The following is an 18,990-nucleotide window of genomic DNA, read 5'->3' on the forward strand; positions in this document are numbered from 1 at the left end:
GCGCACCGGAAGGCGCAGACCCGGCCGGACCGCGAGCGCACGGGGAGGCTACCCGTGGCTGACCGGCCCGCCGCTCACCCCATCCGGGTACTCGTGGTGGAGGACGATCCCATCGCGGCGGAGGCCCACGCTCTATACGTGAAGCGTCTCGACGGGTTTGACCTCGCCGGTATTGCCGGCACCGGATCCGAGGCGCTTGCGATGCTGCGCCGGCAGACCGAGGCGGGAGGCGCCGTCGTCGATCTGGTGCTGCTAGATATGAATCTGCCCGACCTTCACGGACTGGACATCATCCGCAGGATCCGAGGTTCGGGCAGCAGCGTGGACGTTATCGCCATCACAGCGGTACGGGAGCTCGGTGTGGTGCGCTCCGCGATCTCATCCGGAATTGTGCAGTACCTGATCAAGCCGTTCACCTATTCGGCATTCAGCGAGAAGCTGGGCAACTATCGGCTGTTCCGCGAGAACCTGCACGCGCAAGCCTCCTCCACCACGCAATCGGAAGTCGACAACGCGTTCGCAGCGCTGCGTCCGCCGTCGCAGGGAACCCTGCCGAAGGGGCTGTCCGAGGAGACACTGCGCGCCGTCGTTTCCTTCCTGTCTGCTGCGCCGGCGCCGGTGTCAGCGGTGGAAGTTGCGTCCTCGCTGGAACTGTCCCGGGTGACCGCACGCCGCTACCTGGAACACCTTGCCGACGGCGGGTCTGCCCGTCGGATGCCCCGCTACGGAACGCGTGGTCGGCCTGAACTCGAGTACACCTGGAACCGGTAGCCGAAAGCGTCGAGAATGTCCGGGTAGAGCAGTTCATGTATACAAAAAGCGCGCTAACGCGGCGATGTATTGTTTCGGGCGCCTGTTCTGTATACATTGGAGCGGTGATACGGGCGATGGAGCAGGCAGATGCGGGCCAGTGACCGCGCCTATCAGGCTCTACGCGCTGACATCATCGAGTGGCGGCTGGGGCCGGGCACCGTACTGGGGGAAGTCGAGCAGTCAGCCCGGCTCGGTGTCTCCCGAACACCGCTGAGGGAGGCCCTCTCACGGTTGACGGCCGAAGGATTGACGGCTCCGCAGCCGGGACGCGGGGTCATCGTCAGCGAGGTGTCCCTTGAGAAGATCACCGGGCTGTTTGATGTCCGCATCTCCCTGGACTGCACAGCTGCTGCCCTCGCTGCGACGCGCGGGGACCGGCACACATTCCAGGAACTGACCCGCCGGTTTGAATCGGCATCCTCGCTGATTCAGGAGGCCGACGGCGAACAGCACGAGTACTACGAGCTGGTCGCCGAGCTCGACGCCGCAATTGATGCAGCCGCCGCTAACCCCTATCTCCTTCAGGCCCAGCGGCACTTGCGCACTCACCTGAGCCGCGTGCGCCGGCTGGCCCGGGACGATGTTGCACGCCTGACGGCCTCGGCGTCCGAACATGCGCAGATAGCCCGGTCCATTGCCCAGGCCAACACCGACCTGGCCGTTGCATCGACCAAGGTCCATCTCCACAACAGCCTGCAGTACCTGCTGGCCGCCCGAACAGACAGCACCACCCGAACAGACAACACCGCGCGAACCGTCCGAGAGGAAACACCACATGGTTGAGCTACACCCCGTCCGAGTCCACCGCAGCGAGGAAAACCTGCCCCGAAGCGGCCAGCTGGCCTGGAAAATCGCCGAGGTGGCTGCCGATCCCGTGGGAGTCGACGACGACGTGACCGACATGGTGATCAACCGCATCATCGACAACGCGTCCGTCGCCGTTGCGTCCCTCTCCCGCGCACCGATCGTGGCTGCCCGTGCCCAGGCTCTGAGCCACCCCGTCTCCGCCAACGGACGCGGCGCAACGGTTTTCGGGATTGACGGGAAATCTTCGCCCGAGTGGGCCGCCTGGGCCAACGGGGTCGCCGTACGCGAGCTCGACTATCACGACACCTTCCTCGCCGCGGACTACTCCCATCCGGGAGACAACATCCCGCCGATCCTCGCCGTCGCCCAGCACACGGGGGCAAGCGGGGCGGACCTCCTGCGCGGCATCGCCACCGGCTACGAGATCCAGGTGGACCTGGTGAAGGCGATCTGCCTGCACAAGCACAAGATCGACCACGTTGCGCATCTCGGTCCGTCCGCGGCTGCGGGGATCGGGACCCTCCTCGGCCTCGACGTCGAGACGATCTTCCAGTCGGTCGGGCAGGCGCTGCATACGACGACGGCAACGCGCCAGTCACGCAAGGGCGAAATTTCGACGTGGAAGGCCCACGCGCCGGCCTTCGCCGGCAAGATGGCAGTGGAAGCCGTCGACCGGGCCATGCGCGGGCAGACCTCCCCCACACCGATTTACGAGGGCGAGGACGGTGTGATCGCCTGGATGCTCGACGGCCCCGACGCCCGCTATGAGGTTCCGCTGCCCACCCAGGGCGAATCGAAGCGAGCAATCCTGGACACGTACACGAAGGAGCACTCCGCCGAGTACCAGGCGCAGGCGTGGATTGACCTGGCCCGCAGGCTCCATAGCGCACATCCAGACGTCACCGACCCGCAGAAGGTTGAGGCCGTCCGGATCCACACCTCGCACCACACCCACTACGTGATCGGCTCGGGCGCGAATGACCCGCAAAAGTACGACCCAACGGCGTCCCGTGAGACGCTCGACCACTCGATCCCCTACATCTTCACCGTTGCACTGCAGGACGGACGCTGGCACCACGTCGACTCCTACACTCCCGAACGCGCTTCCCGCGCCGACACGGTCGAACTCTGGCGAAAAGTCACCACGGTGGAGGACGCTGAATGGACCCGGCGCTACCACTCACTGGACATCAGCGAGAAGGCGTTCGGCGGAAGGGTGGAAATCACTCTCACCGACGGAACCGTCATCACCGATGAGATTGCCGTCGCTGATGCCCACCCGCTGGGTGCCCGCCCCTTCGCCCGCGAGCAGTACATCGGCAAACTCCGCACCCTCGCAAACGGAATCGTGGACGACGCGGAGGTCGACCGCTTACTCGACGCTGTCCAGCGGCTCCCGCTGCTCGCGTCCGGCGAGCTGGACCAGCTAAACCTGACTGCCGCCGTCGGCGTCCTTTCCGCACAAGCACCGAAGGGGCTGTTCTAAATGCTGTACTCCTCCATAACGCCCGAGAAAAAGCGCGAAGCGCTGCGCGCAAGCCTGACCTCAGGCCATATCCAGCAGTTCCCCGGAGCCTTCAACCCCCTGTCCGCCCGCCTGATCGAGGACAAGGGGTTCGACGGCGTCTATATCTCCGGAGCTGTTCTCGCCAATGACCTTGGCTTGCCCGACATCGGGCTCACGACCCTGACCGAAGTTGCCACGCGCGCCGGCCAGATAGCGCGCATGACGGACCTCCCTTCGCTGGTGGACGCGGACACCGGTTTCGGCGAACCGATGAACGTCGCCAGGACGGTGCAGGAGCTGGAGAACGCGGGCCTGGCCGGCTGTCACATCGAGGATCAGTTCAATCCGAAGCGGTGCGGCCATCTGGATGGCAAGAACGTTGTGGACACCGACACTGCCGCGAAGCGAATCCGCGCCGCTGCCGATGGTCGCCGCGATCCCAACTTCCTTGTGATGGCCAGGACTGATATTCGCGGCACCGATACGTTGCAGGCAGCCCAGGAGCGGGCGAAGGCTCTTGTTGACGCCGGTGCGGACGCCATTTTTCCGGAGGCGATGCGGGATCTGACCGAGTTTGAGGCGATCCGCAATGCGGTCGATGTACCGATCCTCGCGAATATGACCGAGTTCGGAAAGAGCGAACTCTTCTCGATCGCGGACCTCGAATCCGTGGGTGTCAACATGGTCATCTATCCAGTGACGCTGCTGCGTAGTGCCATGGGCGCGGCGGAGCGTACGCTGGAAACGATCAAGGCCGACGGCACCCAGCAGGGCGCTGTTACTTCCATGCAGACCCGCGCCAGACTCTACGAGCTCGTCGACTACGAAGCGTACAACCAGTTCGATACCTCAGTGTTCAACTTCCAGGTCCCCGGCGGACGCTAAGCCGGGCCCAGCGCACCCACCACTTACAGACGAAGGAGTCAAGGCATGACCGAACCGCAGATCTACAAGGGCCTCGCCGGCGTCACCGCGGACACCACGGCAATTTCAAAGGTGAACCCCGAGTCCAATTCGCTGCTCTACCGGGGGTACCCGGTTCAGGAGCTTGCGGCCGCGGTGAACTTCGAGGACGTCGCCTGGCTGCTCTGGCACGGCGAGCTCCCGACCGAAGCGGAAGCCCGTGAATTCCACTCCGCGGAACGCTCAGCCCGTACGCTCGCGGACAACGTGAGGGCCGCCATTGACCTGCTGCCGCTCAGCTGCCACCCGATGGACGTCAGCCGTACCGCTGTATCGGTGATCGGGGCGAACCATCCGAAGGCAGAGGATTCATCTCCGGAGGCCGAACTGGAGAAAGCGGTGGAGCTGTTTGCTGCCTTCCCCGCAGTCGTTGCCTACGACCAGCGGCGCCGCCGCGGGCTGGAGCCGGTGGAACCCCGTGACGATCTGGATTACTCCGCGAACTTCCTGTGGATGACTTTCGGCGAGGAGGCGGCACCGGAGGTGGTCGAGGCCTTCAATATCTCGATGATCCTGTATGCAGAGCACTCCTTCAACGCCTCAACGTTCACCGCCCGCGTCATCACCTCCACATTGGCCGATCTTCACTCCGCGGTGACCGGGGCTATCGGAGCGCTCAAGGGTCCGCTGCACGGCGGTGCCAACGAGGCCGTCATGCATACCTTCGAGGAAATCGGCATCCGCGAAGAGGAGTCCGCAGAGGAAGCGACCGCCAGGGCCAAGGCATGGATGGACGAGGCCCTGGCCCAGAAGAAGAAGATCATGGGCTTCGGCCACCGCGTCTACAAGAACGGTGATTCCCGGGTGCCCACCATGAAAGCGGCCCTCGACGGCATGATCGAGCACTACGGGCGGCCGGAAATCCTCGGTCTGTATGAGGGCCTCGAAACAGCCATGCAGGAGGCCAAGGGAATCAAGCCGAACCTCGACTACCCCGGCGGTCCCGTCTACCACCTCATGGGTTTCGACACCGAGATGTTCACCCCGCTCTTCATTGCCGCCCGGATCACCGGGTGGACTGCCCACGTGATGGAGCAGCGCGCAGCGAACTCACTGATCCGGCCGCTGGCTGCGTACAACGGTCCGGAAGAACGTCACCTTTCCTGACAGCGGACCGGACCTGTCCGCCGGGGACTAGGCGAAGTCCGCTGTCCGCACCGTCTCATTGTCGCTATTGAGGGTGACGGTGACGTCCAGGCGCTGGCTGCGCAATACGTGACCGAGCCAGTGCCTGGCGTCCTCCCACATGCCGTCCCAGGGCACCTGCCCAACGGGGTACCAGCAGGGATCGATTTCATCTGTGAGGGCCGGCTCACCCCTGAAGCGGTCGGCCGAAAAGACCACTGCGTCCATGTCCAGTACGGGCTTGACCGGAAAGCGCCACCGCACCGGACCGAGCTCCAGGAGATCCGCCACGTCAACGACTATCCCGGATTCCTCCTGAACCTCCCGGGCCGCTGCTTCTCCCGCAGTTTCACCGGGTTCGATCCCGCCGCCAAGCGCAACGATCCGGCCCGTTCCGAATCCGGAGCGCTTCATTCCGAGCAGCACTTCGCGGCCGGCCTCCGTGTGCCGGAACAGAAAACAGAGCGCAACGCGTCGGGGGGTCATGCGAGCCAAGTTTAGTCGCGGCCGATCCCAGGGTTGATACCGCCGTCCGGTGTGGTCCGCCGCCGGTCATCCTCGCGAAGAAAGAATGCGCCCAGCGAACCCGCCAGCGTAGCGAAGACACCAATCGAATAAACGGCGAGCACAACCTGCATCACGCGGGCGAAGCCCGTCTCCGGTGTGATTCCACTGCCGGTGATCGTGGCCATCGCGCTTTCGAACAGCGCCTCACCGTAATTCGAGTGTGTTCCGGTCGCATAGAAAAGCTGGCTCGTCGCCAGGATGACGACGGCGGTCACGGCGACCATCCAGCCAATCCGGCTGGAAAGCAGCCTTCCAGCCGAGCGCGAACCCCGGATCCCTGCGGAAAGAATTCCTCCCACCCGTGCCACTCGTGTCAGCCGCAGCAGGCGCACCGCCTGCAGCGCACGGAAGAACCGGAGGAACGGCACCAGCAGGAAGACCACCTGCCACCAGTTCTTCTTCCAGAAAACCTTGCTGAACCCGGCGATGTAGGCACGCAGAAAGAATTCGGCGACAAACACTGCCCAGAAGACCCAGCCCGCGATGCTCAGTGCCAACACCAGGGTCGGGTTGGTAGCAAGGAGCTGGCCCAGGACCACGAAGAGGAAGACCAACCCGAGCACACCCATCGGCCGATCCAGGCGGCGGGCGAGCATTTCGGCGGCGGTCAGGCTGTCTCCCGGAGTGGGCGGTTCGGAAGAGAATTGGTGCGAGTCGTTCACTCGCCCATCTTTCCACGACAGGATGCTGAACCAGTTAGACTGCTCCGACCGACGACCCCCGACCAGTCAGGAGAGCGTTGTGCCGTTGCTGCTGTCCGTCCTCGGTGCTTTGGTGATCCTGCTGGGGCTGATCGAGGTGTTTCACACGCTACTTCACCCCAGCGGCCGCGGGCGCCTCAGCAGATTGTGCGTGGCGGCCGTCTGGAGGATCATGCGGCGCCTGGGAGACAAGGGCGCCGGAATTGCGGGGCCGCTCGCGCTCGTCTGCGTGATCGTTTTCTGGGCTGCCCTGCAGGCGCTCGGCTGGGCGCTGATGCTCTATCCTCACGTACCCCAGGGCTTCACGTACTCTCCTGGCCTCGATCCTTCCCGCTACGGTGACGCCGCTGAGGCCTTCTACATCTCCATGGTGACCCTGACGACCCTGGGATACGGAGACGTCATTGCTACCGACCCCCTGATTCGCCTCTTGGCTCCCCTGGAAGCGCTGACGGGCTTCGCTCTGCTGACGGCCGCGGTGTCCTGGTTCATGCAGGTCTACCCGGCGCTGGCCAGGCGACGCGCACTGGCGATCAGGCTCTCCCTGCTGCAGAATGCGGGTTACGCCGCCCGGCTGGAGCAGTTGAATGCTGCCGCAGTCACCAACACCGTGGAAACACTCGTTGCTGATCTGGTGCAGATCAGGGTGGACCTCACCCAGACCTCGGAGTCCTACTATTTCTGGGAGTCCAACAAGGATCTTTCCCTGCCTGCCTCACTCTCCTACGCTGTCGACATCGCTGATCAAGCAGGCCATTCTGCCCAGCCGACCCTCCAGACGGCCGGCGCCCTCCTGAGCGATGCTCTCGATTCGCTTGCCGCTTTCCTCAAGGAGGAGTTCAAGCACGAAGGCGAATCCACGCAGGACATCTTCCAGTCCTATGCCAGCGACCACCGGTACCCCTACCGGGAAAGTTCGTGAAGTAAACGCCCCGCTTCCCGGTCCGGACGGACCGGGGAGCAGGGCGTTAGCGGCCTGAAATGCGACTCAGTCGGTGACGGTAATCGAGTCAGCAATTTGGGCGAGCTGCGCGAACTCTTCCGACTGAGCATAGGCTGCCGCTTCAGCCATCGAGCTGAACTCAAGCGCACTGCCCGGTTCGTAGGGTGAGAACATGAAGGTGGTTGTCAACGCCAGCAGGCCCGTTCCCGGTCCACTGATCACGTTGTACAGCATGCAGGATTCTCCGGAAGCAGGCTGGTCTGCGCCAATCAGCGATGGGGCTGCCATGAGCGGGTCTCCCTCGAAAATCCGAAGCGTGAAGCGTGCGGGCACTTCTGAACCTCCCGGAACACTGACGGAAACGGGCACCGCTCCGAGTTCCTGCCACGGCACCGGGGCCTGGGAACACGCGCCGCCGAGGCCGCTCGCGCTCGAATGCTGCAGGTTGGCAACCTTTGTGTCCTCGGCATTCACCAGATCCACTCCCTGCGAGGCGGACACTACATCCCAATCACTCCGGGTGTCGAAGACGACCCCAAGTTCCGTCAGTTCGTGGGTCTCCGGCGAATCCGACGCTGAGGGCCCATCCCCCACCAGCTCCGGGCGCAGTTCCACGGGAATGCCGACGTCGATGAACTGCTGGTCCATCATTTCCACCGCGGTGCGGCCTTCCACAACGGGCAGGAACTCCCACTTCGTAAGCGCGCTGTAGCCGGCGGTTTCGACCAGCCATTGGCCGTCCACCCGTCGAGCGACGTAGTACCAGGCGTTGCCGCCGTCCTGCGGGTTGGCCTCAAAGCCCGCGTCCGTCAGTTCCATCGCCATCCAATCATCGGTGCAACCAACTACTGCATAGTGGCTCGGATCAGCCGCAAAGGGAGTCAGGCTCATGAAGTCACTCCCCTGTTCCATGACGCGGTCGACGTCCTGCACGCGGCAGCCCTCGTCCGCCGGAGGACCTGTCGGCACCCCGCTCGGCTCGACACTTGGTTCCGCAGTCGGTTCCGCGGTCGGTTCAGCTGACGGTGACGGATCGGCCGTTCGTTGCTGGGTCGGTTCAACCGATGGCGCGGGGTTCGTTGTTCCCGCCGGCAGGGGTGATTCAGCACCCAGGGAACCGCCGACGACGACGGCGCCCGCCACCACTGCTGCCGCGGCGGCACCCGCGAGAATCATTGCCGTCCTGCGGCGGCGCCGCAGGGGGACGACGACGGGACGGTCATCGCTGAAGGCGTCGTTCCCCTCATTCCCGGTTTCGCGGCCCACGATAGGCAAGCTGTCGATAGGTTCGGTGTTCATGGTAACTCCAGGTTCCTGCTGGCCGTTCCCGGCCGGAAGAGCGATTATTTCGGTGGGTGAATCGGAGGATTCCCGTTCGGCGCGCACGGGGTCGAGGCCCCGGATCAGGTTCTCTATGCGGTCCATTTCAGGCTCCTTCTTCTGCCATGAGAGCGGCAGGCATCATCTGTGCGAATGCGGCGCGGGCCCGGTGCAGGCGCACCTTGGCTGCGGAGGGACTACACCCCAGCACCTCACTGATCTCTGTGGTGGACAGGTCATCCCAATAGGCGAGGAGTAAAACTTCGCGTTCCTTCTCCCGGAGCCGCAGCAGTGAGTCGGCTACCGCCTGCTGCCCCGCCCCGTTTCCGGCCCGGGCGGCAAGAACAACCGAGTCCCGTACCCGTTGCATGAGATGCTCCGCCCGCTCACGGCGGCGGTATTCATTGCCGATGACGTTGCGGGCGACGGTGAGAAGCCACGCCGGCGTGACGTCTGAGGCTTGCGGGTTCCGCTGCCAGGCAATACGGAACACGTCGTTGGTGAGTTCCTCGGCTGCTTCCCTGCTGCTCACCCGCCGGTGTATGAAGGAAAACACTCGGTCGCGGTGTTCTCTGTGTAACGCCGCGAAAACGTCATCGTATCGCTGCAACACTGTCCCCCCTGGTGTATGTGTCCTGTCCATACACCTATAGTTTCCGACAGGCCTTCCGGGGTTACAGGCACTGTCAATTATCTGTCAACCACGTACCAATTAAAGAGCGCGCGGGTGGGCTGCAGCATAGATTTCCCGCAGCGTGTCAGCGGTGACCAACGTGTACACCTGGGTTGTCGTGACGGACGCATGTCCCAGGAGCTCCTGGACAACCCGGACGTCGGCGCCTCCCTGCAGCAGGTGGGTGGCGAAGGAGTGGCGAAGGGTATGGGGTGACACTTCCCCGGCTACTTTGGCGCGCTCCGCAGCGGCTTTTAGGATGGTCCATGCACTTTGCCTGCTCAGCCGGCCGCCGCGGAGATTGAGGAACAGTGCAGGAGCACTGTTCCTCTCGGATGCGTTGGCGGCCAGCGCCGGGCGAGCCCGCACCAAATAGGACTCTATGGCCCGCGCCGCGTAAGAGCCGAGCGGCACCAGCCGCTCTTTGGACCCCTTGCCGAACAGACGGACGACGGCGGGACCATCCAGGGCTGCATCGACCGACACATCATCCACGTCCAGTCCTACGGCCTCGCTGATGCGTGCCCCGGTCGAATACAGAAATTCCAGCAGTGCCCGGTCACGCAAGCCGCCGGGAGTGGAAGTGTCGACGGCTTCGAGGATCCGGGTGACGTCGTCCACGGAGATCGCCTTCGGAAGCCGCTGCCCGGCGGTGGGCGGGTGCACATCCTCGGCGGGATCCGCCGTCGTCGTTCCTTCGAGTGCGAGAAAGCGGTGCAGGCCGCGTACAGCGACAACGGTACGGGCTGCGGAGCGGGGACTCAGCGGCGCCTGCCCGTCCTCGCCGGTGGCCAGTCCCTGCGCGAACGCGGACACCTGCTGGCGCGTCACGGTGTCCATCGACTCGATGCCCGCTGCTGTGAGGAAGCGGTGGTATCTCAGCAGGTCGCGGCGATAGGCCGCAAGGGTGTTCACGGAGAGGCCGCGCTCCACCAGCATGTGCTGGAGGTACTCGCTGATAAGCCGGCCGGGTCCAGTGGTCTGGAGCTCGTCCTGTACGGTCGCTTGCCTGCCCTCGGCCATTGGGTCAGTCCTGCAGGACAGGGCCCTGGGGCCACGTTCCGTGCTGGCTATGGTGCTCGGGCCAGGGAGCATCTGCGGGGCGGAGGGAGCGGTAGCCCGATGTCTTGGCCGCCGCCGCTGCCAGCACGGCTGCCGCGGCGGAGGGGCTGTGGATCCGCCCCTCGAGCACTGCCTGGACTGCATCCGGCAAAGGTACCCAGGCGAGCTCGATTTCGGCTTCCTCATGGGTGCGGGTGTGCCGCTCGTCCTGAGGAACTTCCTCAATGCCCTGTGCGAGGTAGATACGCAGGGCTTCACTCGAGGAGCCGGGAGACAGGAACAGGTCCGACAGGACGTGCCAGGTGCTCGCCGTGACGTCCGCTTCCTCAGCCAGTTCCCGAGCTGCGGCGACGGCGAAGTCCTCTCCGTCAACGTCAAGGAGACCAGCAGGAATCTCCCACAAATCCATCCGGACCGGGTGGCGGTACTGGCGAAGCAGCAGGACGCGCTCGGAATCATCCATGGCGAGAATCGCGACCGCGCCCGGGTGCTGGATGTACTCGCGCGTGATCGGCTCGCCGTCCTCATCCAGCCGGAAGGTCTCGCTGACCACGTCCCAAATCTTGCCGGAGAAAGCCGTGGTGGAGTTGAGCAACCGGCGTGGACTCTGCCGGTCAGCTATTGCGGCGGCCTGCGGCTCGACTCCCATGGCTAAGCCTTGACGCCCCGGCGTGAGAGGGCCGCCTTGACCAGCCCGGCAAACAGCGGATGCGGGCGGGTGGGACGGGAGCTCAGCTCGGGGTGGGCCTGGGTGGAGACATAGTACGGGTGTGCCGAAGCGGGCAGTTCCACGAACTCGACCAGTTTGCCGTCCGTGGTGGTACCGGAGACAACCAAACCGGCGGCCTCGAGCTTCTCGCGGTACTCGTTGTTCACTTCGTAGCGGTGGCGGTGGCGCTCGCTCACCTCGGTGCGGCCGTACGTCTTTGCGATCACTGACCCCTCCTTGAGCGATGCGTCCCACAGGCCGAGCCGCATGGTGCCGCCCATGTCACCCTCGCCGGCAACGATCTCGAGCTGCTCAGCCATGGTGGCGATGACCGGGAAATCAGTGTCAGGCTCAAACTCGGTAGATGAAGCGCCCTTCAGGCCCACAACGTTGCGGGCGTACTCGATCACCATGCACTGCAGACCGAGGCAGAGACCCAGCGTGGGCACCTTGTTCTCACGGGCGTAGCGCAGGGCACCGAGCTTGCCCTCAAGCCCGCGGATGCCGAAGCCACCTGGGACGCAGATGGCGTCAACGCCATCGAGCGCCTTTGCCGCACCGTCCGGGGTTGCGCAATCGTCCGAGGGCACCCAGCGGATCTGGACCTTGGCCTTGTTCGCGAAGCCGCCGGCACGCAGCGCCTCGGTCACGGAGAGATAGGCGTCCGGGAGGTCAATATACTTGCCGACCAGGGCAATCTCGATATGGTGCTTCGGGTGGTGAACGGCTTCGAGGAGCTTGTTCCACTTGGTCCAGTTGACGTCCTTGAACTTCAAGTCGAGCGCCTGGACGATGTAGGCGTCGAGTCCCTGCGCGTGGAGGGTCTTGGGGATGTCGTAGATGCTGGGGGCGTCAGCGGCGTTGATCACTGCATCGACATCCACATCACACATGCGGCCGATCTTCTCGCGCATGGCATCCGGCACCTCGCGGTCTGACCTGATGACGATGGCGTCCGGCTGGATACCGATTGATCGCAACATGGCCACCGAATGCTGCGTGGGCTTGGTCTTCAGCTCCTGTGAGGGTCCGATGTAGGGCACGAGCGACACATGGACGAAGAACACGTTGTTTCGGCCGATATCCTGGCGCACCTGACGCGCTGACTCAAGGAACGGCTGGGACTCGATGTCACCGACCGTGCCGCCGATCTCGGTGATGATGACATCCGGTCCTTTGCGGGACCCTGTGGGCTCCGCGGGCAGGCGCATGCGGCGCTTGATTTCATCGGTGATGTGCGGAATGACCTGCACAGTGTCACCCAGGTACTCGCCGCGCCGTTCCTTGGCGATGACCTCGGAGTACACCTGGCCGGTGGTGACGTTGGCTGAGCCGTCAAGGCTCTCATCGAGGAACCGCTCATAATGACCGATGTCGAGGTCCGTCTCCGCGCCGTCGTCGGTCACAAAGACCTCGCCGTGCTGGAACGGATTCATGGTGCCGGGATCAACGTTCAGATACGGATCCAGCTTCTGCATGGTGACGGACAGACCGCGCGCCCTCAACAGGTGCCCGAGGCTGGAAGCCGTCAGTCCCTTACCGAGAGAAGACGCCACACCACCGGTGACGAAGATGTGCTTGGTAGTCTTTGCGGACTTCTGGAACCGGGAGATTGTTTGCTGCACCACGGAGTTCGACCCTATCACCTGACGGCTGTCCGCGCTGCATCAAGCAGAAGCTCCTCCGCGTGTGCCTGGGCGCTGGCAGACTCCTCCTGACCCGCGAGCATACGCGCGAGTTCCCGCACCCGCTCCGACTCCGGGAGGACCTCGACGTCGCTGGCGGTGAAACCGCCGTCTGCCGCCCTGCTCTTCGTCACGCGGATATGGTGCGAGGCGAATGCCGCCACCTGCGGCAGGTGGGTGACGACGACAACCTGTACATGCTGGGCCAACATGGCAAGACGACGCCCGATTTCGACGGCGGCCTTGCCGCCGACTCCCGCGTCAACCTCGTCGAAAACGAAAGTCGGTACGGGATCCACGGCGGCGAGCACCACCTCGATCGCCAGCATGACCCGTGAGAGCTCACCGCCCGAGGCACCCTTGCCCAGTGGACGCGGGGCCGCCCCGGCATGCGGCTGCAGCGAGAAGGAAACCTCGTCGGCGCCCAGCGGTCCAGGGGTGCCGCCCGAAGTGACGTCGATGATGAGCAGCGCATCAGGCATGGCCAAGGCGGAAAGTTCGCTGCTGACCCGTCCGGACAGGTCTTCTGCGGCAGCCAGTCGCAGACGGCCAAGGACCTCCGCGTCAGCGACCAGCTTGCTTTCCAAAGCAGAGGCTTCCTGCTGCAAGCCCTCGATCCTGTCGGAGTCACCGCTGATCTCGTCGAGCCGGTCCCGGCTGGTGGCTGCCCAGTCGAGCACCTCGCTGATGGACGGAGCGTACTTGCGGATCAGAATGTTGAGCTCTGCCCGCCGCGCCTCGACCTCGGCCAGCCGCCCGGGCCCCTCCGGGTCAAGAGATGCCGCGTAGCCGGCCAGCTCGGTGGAGATGTCAGCCAGGATGTAACCGACTTCAGCGAGCCGCTCGGCCAGTGATCCCAGCTCAGCGTCATGCGCTCCGACCGCTTCCAGCTGGCGCTTCGCCGCATCTACCAGAGTTGTGGCATCGCCCGATTCGGGGAACTCACCCGACACCAGCGCCTGATGCGCGGCCGCGGCCGCAATGCGAAGCTCCTCGACGTTGCCGAGCTTCATCGCTTCCGCTTTCAGCGCCTCGTCCTCATTCGGCTGCGGGTCAACGGCATCGATCTCCTCGAGTGCCGACTGAAGCGACTCGGCCTCCCGCAGCCTGTCCCGCTCCGCGCTACGCAGCGCCTCGAGGCTCGCGCTCACCTCCCGCCAGCGCCGGTACGTCCCCTGGTAGGCGGCAAGGGCGGCGGCGAGCTCTGGGCCCCCGAACTTGTCCAGCGCCTCGCGTTGTGCCGCAGCACTTCGCAGCCGGAGCTGGTCCGACTGGCCATGGACCACCACCAGCTTCTCCCCCACCTCGGCAAGGACGCCGGCGGGAGCTGATCTTCCACCGACGTAGGCGCGGCTACGGCCGTCGCTATTGACTGTGCGGGCGAGAATCAGGCCGGCGACGCCGTCGTCGTCTGTTTCCAGCTCGCCGCCCGCTTCCAGGGCTCGCTGCGCTGCAGCGCCCTGAAGGTCCACGCGAAGCACTGCCTCAGCGGACGCGTTCTTCGCGCCAAGGCGTACAGCGCCGGCGTCGGAACGCGCGCCCATCAGCAGGTTCAGCGCAGAGAGGACCATCGTCTTGCCCGCGCCGGTTTCACCGGTGACAACGCTGAAGCCGGCCCCCAGGGAGAGCGTCGCGTCTGCGATCACTCCGAGGTCGCGGATCCGGATCTCCTCGATCATCGGGCGGGCTCGCCGTCATGAGTGGCCGGGCCGCGCCAGCCCTGAGTGGGCAGCTCGAACTTGCGGACGAGCCGCTCCGAGAAGGGTGTCTGATGCGTGCGCGCCAGCCGGACCGGGATATCTGACCGCGTGGCCTCAACCCGGGCGCCGGGCGGCAGATCGACGGTGCGCCGCCCATCACACCAGAGCACGCCGGATGCGTCGGTGCGGGTGAGGAGTTCCACGGCGAGCAGCGACGTCGGGGCGACCACGAGCGGCTTCGCGAAGAGCGCGTGCGCACTGATCGGAGCCACCAGGAGGGCCTCCACCTCCGGCCAGACAACCGGACCGCCGGAAGAGAAAGCGTAAGCGGTGGAACCGGTGGGGGTAGCCAGGACGACGCCGTCGCAGCCGAAGGAGCTGACCGGGCGGCCATCAACTTCCAGGACCACCTCGATCATGCGCTCACGGTTGGCCTTCTCGATCGCGGCCTCGTTGAGCGCCCAGGTCTGTGCGGTCAGCTGGTCGCCACGCCAGACCTGCACGTCGATGGCCATGCGTTCCTCGACGGTGTAATCCTTGTCCACGACCCAGCGGACCGCCTCGGCGAGATCCGCCCGCTCACTCTCGGCGAGGAAACCGACATGGCCGAGGTTGACGCCCAGTAGCGGAACGTCTGTCCCGCGGACCAGTTCAGCTGCACGGAGGATGGTTCCATCTCCGCCGAGCACCATGCCAAGCTCGATATCCGCGAGTCCCACGTCCGCCCCGAGCGTCTCGGTAGGCGCTGCCAGCGTGCCGTACTCCGCCTGGATGTCGCGCAGTTCCTCGGCGCGCATGACCGGAGTCAGCCCGGAAGCGTGCAGCCGCGTGCAGGCCTCCTGGGCAGCGGCCATTGCGTCATGCCGGCCGGTGTGGGCGAGTACCAGTATGCGTCTAGTCATCACGCTCCGTTGTATCAGGTGGGGACGGCTTCACGCATCGCCGCTGGAGCCGAACGCGGAGCTGCCGTCCACGATTCGGTGCGCAAGTTGACCTGCGTCCCTACCGATCCTAGGCACCATCGAGCCCGAGGGCACCTTCATCCACAGAAAGAACTCCACATTTCCGTTCTGACCCGCCAGTGGGCTACGCGCGACCCCCTCGACGTCGAGACCCGCTTCCAGTGCGGAATGCACCACGCCGACGACGGCGCCGCGCCGCTGCTCCTCATCCGTCACCACTCCGGTGCGGCTGAGTGCGCTCCTGCCGACCTCAAACTGCGGTTTGACCATGAGCACCAGATCCCCGCCTTTCCGCGTCGCATTAGCAAGCGGTGCCATCACGAGGGTCAGCGAGATGAAGGAAAGGTCCGCAACCGTCAGGTCCACCCGCCCGCCGATCTGCTCCGAGTCGAGGAACCGGACATTGAGCCCTTCGTGCACGAAAACGCGCGGATCGTTACGCAACTGATCGACCAGCTGCCCGTGCCCAACATCCACCGCCACCACTCCGGCCGCCCCACGGCGAAGCAGGACGTCGGTGAAGCCGCCGGTGGACGCGCCCGCGTCGAGGCACCGCTTGCCCTGAACCCCGACGCCGGTGAAGACTTCCAGCGCACCTTCGAGCTTGTATGCGGCGCGGCTGGGGTAGTCGGGGGCGCCGCTGCCGGCCACGAGTATTTCGTCACCCTCCGAGACCGACGACGAGGCCTTGGTCAGGACAGAGCCGGAGCGGCGAACCCTGCCTTCTGCGATGAGTTGCGCCGCATGGGATCGTGAGCGGGCCAGCCCACGAGCCACCAGCTCCTGGTCAAGTCGGGCCACGCTCAGCTGTGCTCCGTGTTGAGCTCAGCGAGCAGCTCGTCGTGAAGCTGTTCGTAGGCCGTGTGCTGGTCCGCCTCGGCCAGCTCAGGCATCGCGGTGAGCGTGTGCAGAACGTCGTCCACAGCCGCGTCACCGGTGGACGACACTGCTGGATAATCCGCTAGCCCGCCGTCCGGCAGCGATCCTTGCTCAACAGGAGGCGGTTCAGTGGCTCCCACGATGGCTCCTCATCGTTGCGCATCCTCGTCCAGGAATTTCAGTCCGGGAAGATCGGCGGTGTCCTGCAGCGGGCACGCGGCCCACCAGGCAGCGCACGCTGCACGCCAGGCGTCGAGATCATCGCGGCCACCGGTCATAAGAACGACGCCGTTCTCAACCCTGGCTGACGACTCACCGCAGGAGAAGACGCCGTCCTGCTCGGTGACCTCCGGATAAGGACGGTGCAGCTGGTCAAGGTCCGCGAAAAGGTACGTTGGGCGCTGCCCGGTGACGGCTGCCAGCGCGTTCTCTGCCGTGTCCACTCCGGTGAGCACCAGCGCCGTGGCCATTCCGGCACGGTTTCCGCCGAGAATATCCGTGTCGAGGCGGTCGCCGACCACCAGCGCTTCCTCGACGCCGAGGTGAGCCGCCGCCGTTGTAAACAATTGGGCTTCAGGCTTGCCGGCGACGATCGGGCTTCTACCGGTGGCTGCGCTCACCGCCGCGACAAGCGTGCCATTGCCTGGAGCGATTCCACGTGCCTGCGGGATGGACATGTCTGTGTTCGTGGCGACCCACACCGCGCCGCCGGCAACCGCAAACGCAGCCTCGGCGAGATCCTTCCATCCAAGCGATGGCTCGAAGCCCTGAATGACGGCGTCGGGAACCGGATCCGCCGTGGTCACCGGAACGAGGCCCTGATCAGCTACATGCTGCGCAAGGACCGCGCTGCCGGTGACGAGAACTGTTGCCCCCTGCGCCACCTGCGTAGCCAGGAGTTCGGCGCCCGCCAACGCCGACCCGAAGACCTGCTCAGCGGTGGCTGGAGCGCCCAGCTCACGAAGATGTGCTGCCACCTCCGCTGAGGATCGGGATGCGTTATTGGTGATGTAAGCGAGGGCGACGCCAAGGTCCCGGAGCTTCTCCAGCGCCTCAGTGGCACCGGGAATCGCTGACGGGCCTGCATAGACGACGCCGTCAAGATCAGCAAGTACAGCACCGTAACGGCATGCCAGCGGCGTACCGGTCTCACTCACTGTCACGCTGCTCCTCACCGTCACCGGGCTCCTCACCGTTAGCGGGAGCCTCATCAGCCGTGGATTCGACATCCTGGTCCGGAGTTGAACCGACACTCTGGACAGCGCCCCTTGCAGCGGTGCGGTCCAGCTCCAAGTCTTCGTCCTCGCCAACGAGGTCGATGATATCGGGATCCGCAAAGGCACCGACTCCGAGAGCATTCTCCGCACGTTCGGCCTGGCGCTGCCAGGACGCAGCTTCCTCCTCGCGGCCCACTGCCGCAAGAGCGTCTGCGTAGGCACGGAACAGCCGGGGGCTGTAGCTGAAGGCGCGGTTCTTCGTCAGCTGCGGGATCTCGAGCGCGGCGACCGCGGCGTCGAGTTGGTCGAGGTCGGTGCGCGCCCCGGATACCACGATGGCCAACTCGACTTTCCCCGCTGCGTCGAGGGAGGACGCGTCCTCAGACCGGGCGAGGTCCAGGGCGCGATCAGGGCGGCCAAGTCCGCGCTCGCAATCCGCCATTAACGGAAGGTGGACGTTCGATCCGTTGATTCGCCGGTAGGTCCGGAACTCTCGCAGGGCCTCGCCATAGTGTCCCGCCGCGTATGCGGTGAGACCGACCGCTTCGCGGACAACCGCGAGACGGCCCCCGCGACGGCTCGCCGCGAGAGCATGCTGGAACGCAAGCTCCGGCTCGTCGTCGATCAGGCGTCCGGCCATGACGAGATGCTTCGCCACCCACAGGGCGCTTCGCTCCTCGAGGTTCCGGATTTCCGCACGCGTGACCTTGTCCAGTTCGCTTCCCGTGACATCTTCATCGATCTCGGGGGAACGTTCCCGATCCGGTCGGTTGGCACTGCGAAGATCACGCGCGTTATGCGGGCGCTCGAACGGACCGTCGTTCGGTCCTGTTTCTCTGGGCGAACGCTCAGGACGCCGCCCGTACTCTGCTTCCCTGCGGTCGCCTCCCCGAGGTGCATCACCGTAAGAGCGCCCCGGACGACGGTCCTCGCCGAAGTTGCGGCTTTGTCCACGATCGCCGCCACGGGAGAATCCGTCGCGTCCGTAAGAGCCCCCGGGGCGCGACCTGGTCCCATCCGAAGCTCCGCCGCTTCCGCGCTCTCGGTACGAACGGCCTTCGGCGCCGGCTTCACGTGACCTGTTGTCCCCGCCGGTTGGCCGGTCCCAGCGCCGTGCAGGATCACCGGCATTCCGGGAGTCCTGATCACGGTTGGGGCGGCGCTCGCCGCGCTGCCCATCCCGGTCCTGCCGGTTCGGACGGTTGCCGGACTCGGCTGGCCTGCCCCGACCGCCGAAATCCCTGCGGGGACCGCGGTCGTTGCCACTCTCACGAGAGCCACCCTCACGACGCTGGCCACCACCCTCACGGGTTGGCCGGCCGGAGCCACCCTCGCGGGCTGGCCGGCCGGAGCCGCT

General features: G+C 65.2%; 18 protein-coding genes and 1 pseudogene. 6 read left to right on the plus strand and 13 right to left on the minus strand.

Going from position 1 to position 18,990, the window contains the following annotated elements:
* Positions 1-81 precede the first annotated feature (81 nt).
* From P4U43_RS14550 to P4U43_RS14570, 5 genes are all read left to right on the plus strand, one after another.
* Complete coding sequence (locus P4U43_RS14550) at positions 82-771, plus strand: response regulator (RefSeq protein WP_277359391.1); 690 nt, start codon at positions 82-84, stop codon at positions 769-771.
* A 129-nt stretch (positions 772-900) separates the two neighbouring features.
* Complete coding sequence (locus P4U43_RS14555; protein ID WP_277359375.1) at positions 901-1,596, plus strand: GntR family transcriptional regulator; 696 nt, start codon at positions 901-903, stop codon at positions 1,594-1,596.
* Positions 1,589-3,106 (plus strand): MmgE/PrpD family protein, encoded by a 1,518-nt coding sequence (locus P4U43_RS14560; RefSeq protein WP_277359376.1) that lies wholly within the window; start codon positions 1,589-1,591, stop codon positions 3,104-3,106. Before P4U43_RS14555 ends, P4U43_RS14560 begins: the two co-directional genes overlap by 8 nt.
* Complete coding sequence (gene prpB, locus P4U43_RS14565; RefSeq protein ID WP_277359377.1) at positions 3,107-4,012, plus strand: methylisocitrate lyase; 906 nt, start codon at positions 3,107-3,109, stop codon at positions 4,010-4,012.
* Positions 4,013-4,057: 45 nt separating this feature from the next.
* A complete protein-coding gene (locus P4U43_RS14570; RefSeq protein WP_277359378.1) occupies positions 4,058-5,197 on the plus strand; it encodes a bifunctional 2-methylcitrate synthase/citrate synthase in 1,140 nt (379 codons plus the stop codon).
* 27 nt (positions 5,198-5,224) lie between these two features.
* Here the strand turns inward: P4U43_RS14570 and P4U43_RS14575 are convergent, their stop codons facing one another.
* On the minus strand, positions 5,225-5,701 hold the full coding sequence (locus P4U43_RS14575; protein ID WP_277359379.1) for an 8-oxo-dGTP diphosphatase: 477 nt from the start codon (positions 5,699-5,701) through the stop codon (positions 5,225-5,227).
* 11 nt (positions 5,702-5,712) lie between these two features.
* Positions 5,713-6,444: a hypothetical protein gene (locus P4U43_RS14580; RefSeq protein WP_277359380.1), complete on the minus strand. Its 732-nt coding sequence runs from the start codon at positions 6,442-6,444 to the stop codon at positions 5,713-5,715.
* 79 nt (positions 6,445-6,523) lie between these two features.
* Between P4U43_RS14580 and P4U43_RS14585 the strand changes: the two genes are divergently transcribed.
* Complete coding sequence (locus tag P4U43_RS14585) at positions 6,524-7,405, plus strand: potassium channel family protein (RefSeq protein ID WP_277359381.1); 882 nt, start codon at positions 6,524-6,526, stop codon at positions 7,403-7,405.
* Positions 7,406-7,471: 66 nt separating this feature from the next.
* Here the strand turns inward: P4U43_RS14585 and P4U43_RS14590 are convergent, their stop codons facing one another.
* The 11 genes and pseudogenes from P4U43_RS14590 to P4U43_RS14640 form a co-directional block, all read right to left on the minus strand.
* Entirely contained in the window at positions 7,472-8,851 is a 1,380-nt protein-coding gene (locus P4U43_RS14590; protein ID WP_277359382.1) for a hypothetical protein, read from the minus strand.
* Between the two features lies 1 nt (position 8,852).
* Entirely contained in the window at positions 8,853-9,389 is a 537-nt protein-coding gene (locus P4U43_RS14595) for an RNA polymerase sigma factor (protein WP_056547009.1), read from the minus strand.
* 69 nt (positions 9,390-9,458) lie between these two features.
* Positions 9,459-10,442, minus strand: coding sequence for a site-specific tyrosine recombinase XerD (gene xerD / locus P4U43_RS14600; protein WP_277359383.1), 984 nt, complete (start codon positions 10,440-10,442; stop codon positions 9,459-9,461).
* Between the two features lie 4 nt (positions 10,443-10,446).
* The gene (locus P4U43_RS14605; RefSeq protein WP_277359384.1) at positions 10,447-11,130 is read right to left on the minus strand and encodes an NUDIX domain-containing protein; all 684 of its coding nucleotides are present in this window, start codon (positions 11,128-11,130) and stop codon (positions 10,447-10,449) included.
* Positions 11,131-11,132: 2 nt separating this feature from the next.
* Positions 11,133-12,836 carry a CTP synthase gene (locus P4U43_RS14610; protein ID WP_277359385.1) on the minus strand — a complete coding sequence of 568 codons (1,704 nt, stop codon included), beginning with the start codon at positions 12,834-12,836 and terminating at the stop codon, positions 11,133-11,135.
* Positions 12,833-14,554: a DNA repair protein RecN gene (recN, locus tag P4U43_RS14615; protein ID WP_277359386.1), complete on the minus strand. Its 1,722-nt coding sequence runs from the start codon at positions 14,552-14,554 to the stop codon at positions 12,833-12,835. The genes P4U43_RS14610 and recN overlap by 4 nt, the downstream gene beginning before the upstream one ends.
* Positions 14,551-15,477 carry an NAD kinase gene (locus tag P4U43_RS14620; protein ID WP_277359387.1) on the minus strand — a complete coding sequence of 309 codons (927 nt, stop codon included), beginning with the start codon at positions 15,475-15,477 and terminating at the stop codon, positions 14,551-14,553. Before P4U43_RS14620 ends, recN begins: the two co-directional genes overlap by 4 nt.
* A 30-nt stretch (positions 15,478-15,507) precedes the next feature.
* Positions 15,508-16,338 (minus strand): TlyA family RNA methyltransferase, encoded by an 831-nt coding sequence (locus P4U43_RS14625; protein ID WP_277359388.1) that lies wholly within the window; start codon positions 16,336-16,338, stop codon positions 15,508-15,510.
* 2 nt (positions 16,339-16,340) lie between these two features.
* A complete protein-coding gene (locus P4U43_RS14630; protein ID WP_277359389.1) occupies positions 16,341-16,556 on the minus strand; it encodes a hypothetical protein in 216 nt (71 codons plus the stop codon).
* 9 nt (positions 16,557-16,565) lie between these two features.
* Complete coding sequence (locus P4U43_RS14635) at positions 16,566-17,573, minus strand: HAD-IIA family hydrolase (RefSeq protein WP_277359390.1); 1,008 nt, start codon at positions 17,571-17,573, stop codon at positions 16,566-16,568.
* Positions 17,566-18,990, minus strand: a pseudogene (locus tag P4U43_RS14640) (hypothetical protein); the annotation flags it as partial. The pseudogene P4U43_RS14640 and the gene P4U43_RS14635, both read right to left, overlap by 8 nt.

It is taken from the genome of Arthrobacter vasquezii, assembly GCF_029455255.1.
Taxonomy (GTDB): domain Bacteria; phylum Actinomycetota; class Actinomycetes; order Actinomycetales; family Micrococcaceae; genus Arthrobacter_D; species Arthrobacter_D parietis.

Bases quoted from the DNA above. Each gene is read 5' to 3' on its own strand.
- P4U43_RS14555 (WP_277359375.1), top strand. From the start codon at position 901: ATGCGGGCCAGTGACCGCGCCTATCAGGCTCTACGCGCTGACATCATC.
- xerD (WP_277359383.1), bottom strand. From the start codon at position 10,442: ATGGCCGAGGGCAGGCAAGCGACCGTACAGGACGAGCTCCAGACCACT.
- P4U43_RS14570 (WP_277359378.1), top strand. From the start codon at position 4,058: ATGACCGAACCGCAGATCTACAAGGGCCTCGCCGGCGTCACCGCGGAC.
- P4U43_RS14575 (WP_277359379.1), bottom strand. From the start codon at position 5,701: ATGACCCCCCGACGCGTTGCGCTCTGTTTTCTGTTCCGGCACACGGAG.
- P4U43_RS14605 (WP_277359384.1), bottom strand. From the start codon at position 11,130: ATGGGAGTCGAGCCGCAGGCCGCCGCAATAGCTGACCGGCAGAGTCCA.
- P4U43_RS14595 (WP_056547009.1), bottom strand. From the start codon at position 9,389: ATGGACAGGACACATACACCAGGGGGGACAGTGTTGCAGCGATACGAT.
- P4U43_RS14560 (WP_277359376.1), top strand. From the start codon at position 1,589: ATGGTTGAGCTACACCCCGTCCGAGTCCACCGCAGCGAGGAAAACCTG.
- prpB (WP_277359377.1), top strand. From the start codon at position 3,107: ATGCTGTACTCCTCCATAACGCCCGAGAAAAAGCGCGAAGCGCTGCGC.
- recN (WP_277359386.1), bottom strand. From the start codon at position 14,554: ATGATCGAGGAGATCCGGATCCGCGACCTCGGAGTGATCGCAGACGCG.
- P4U43_RS14620 (WP_277359387.1), bottom strand. From the start codon at position 15,477: ATGACTAGACGCATACTGGTACTCGCCCACACCGGCCGGCATGACGCA.
- P4U43_RS14590 (WP_277359382.1), bottom strand. From the start codon at position 8,851: ATGGACCGCATAGAGAACCTGATCCGGGGCCTCGACCCCGTGCGCGCC.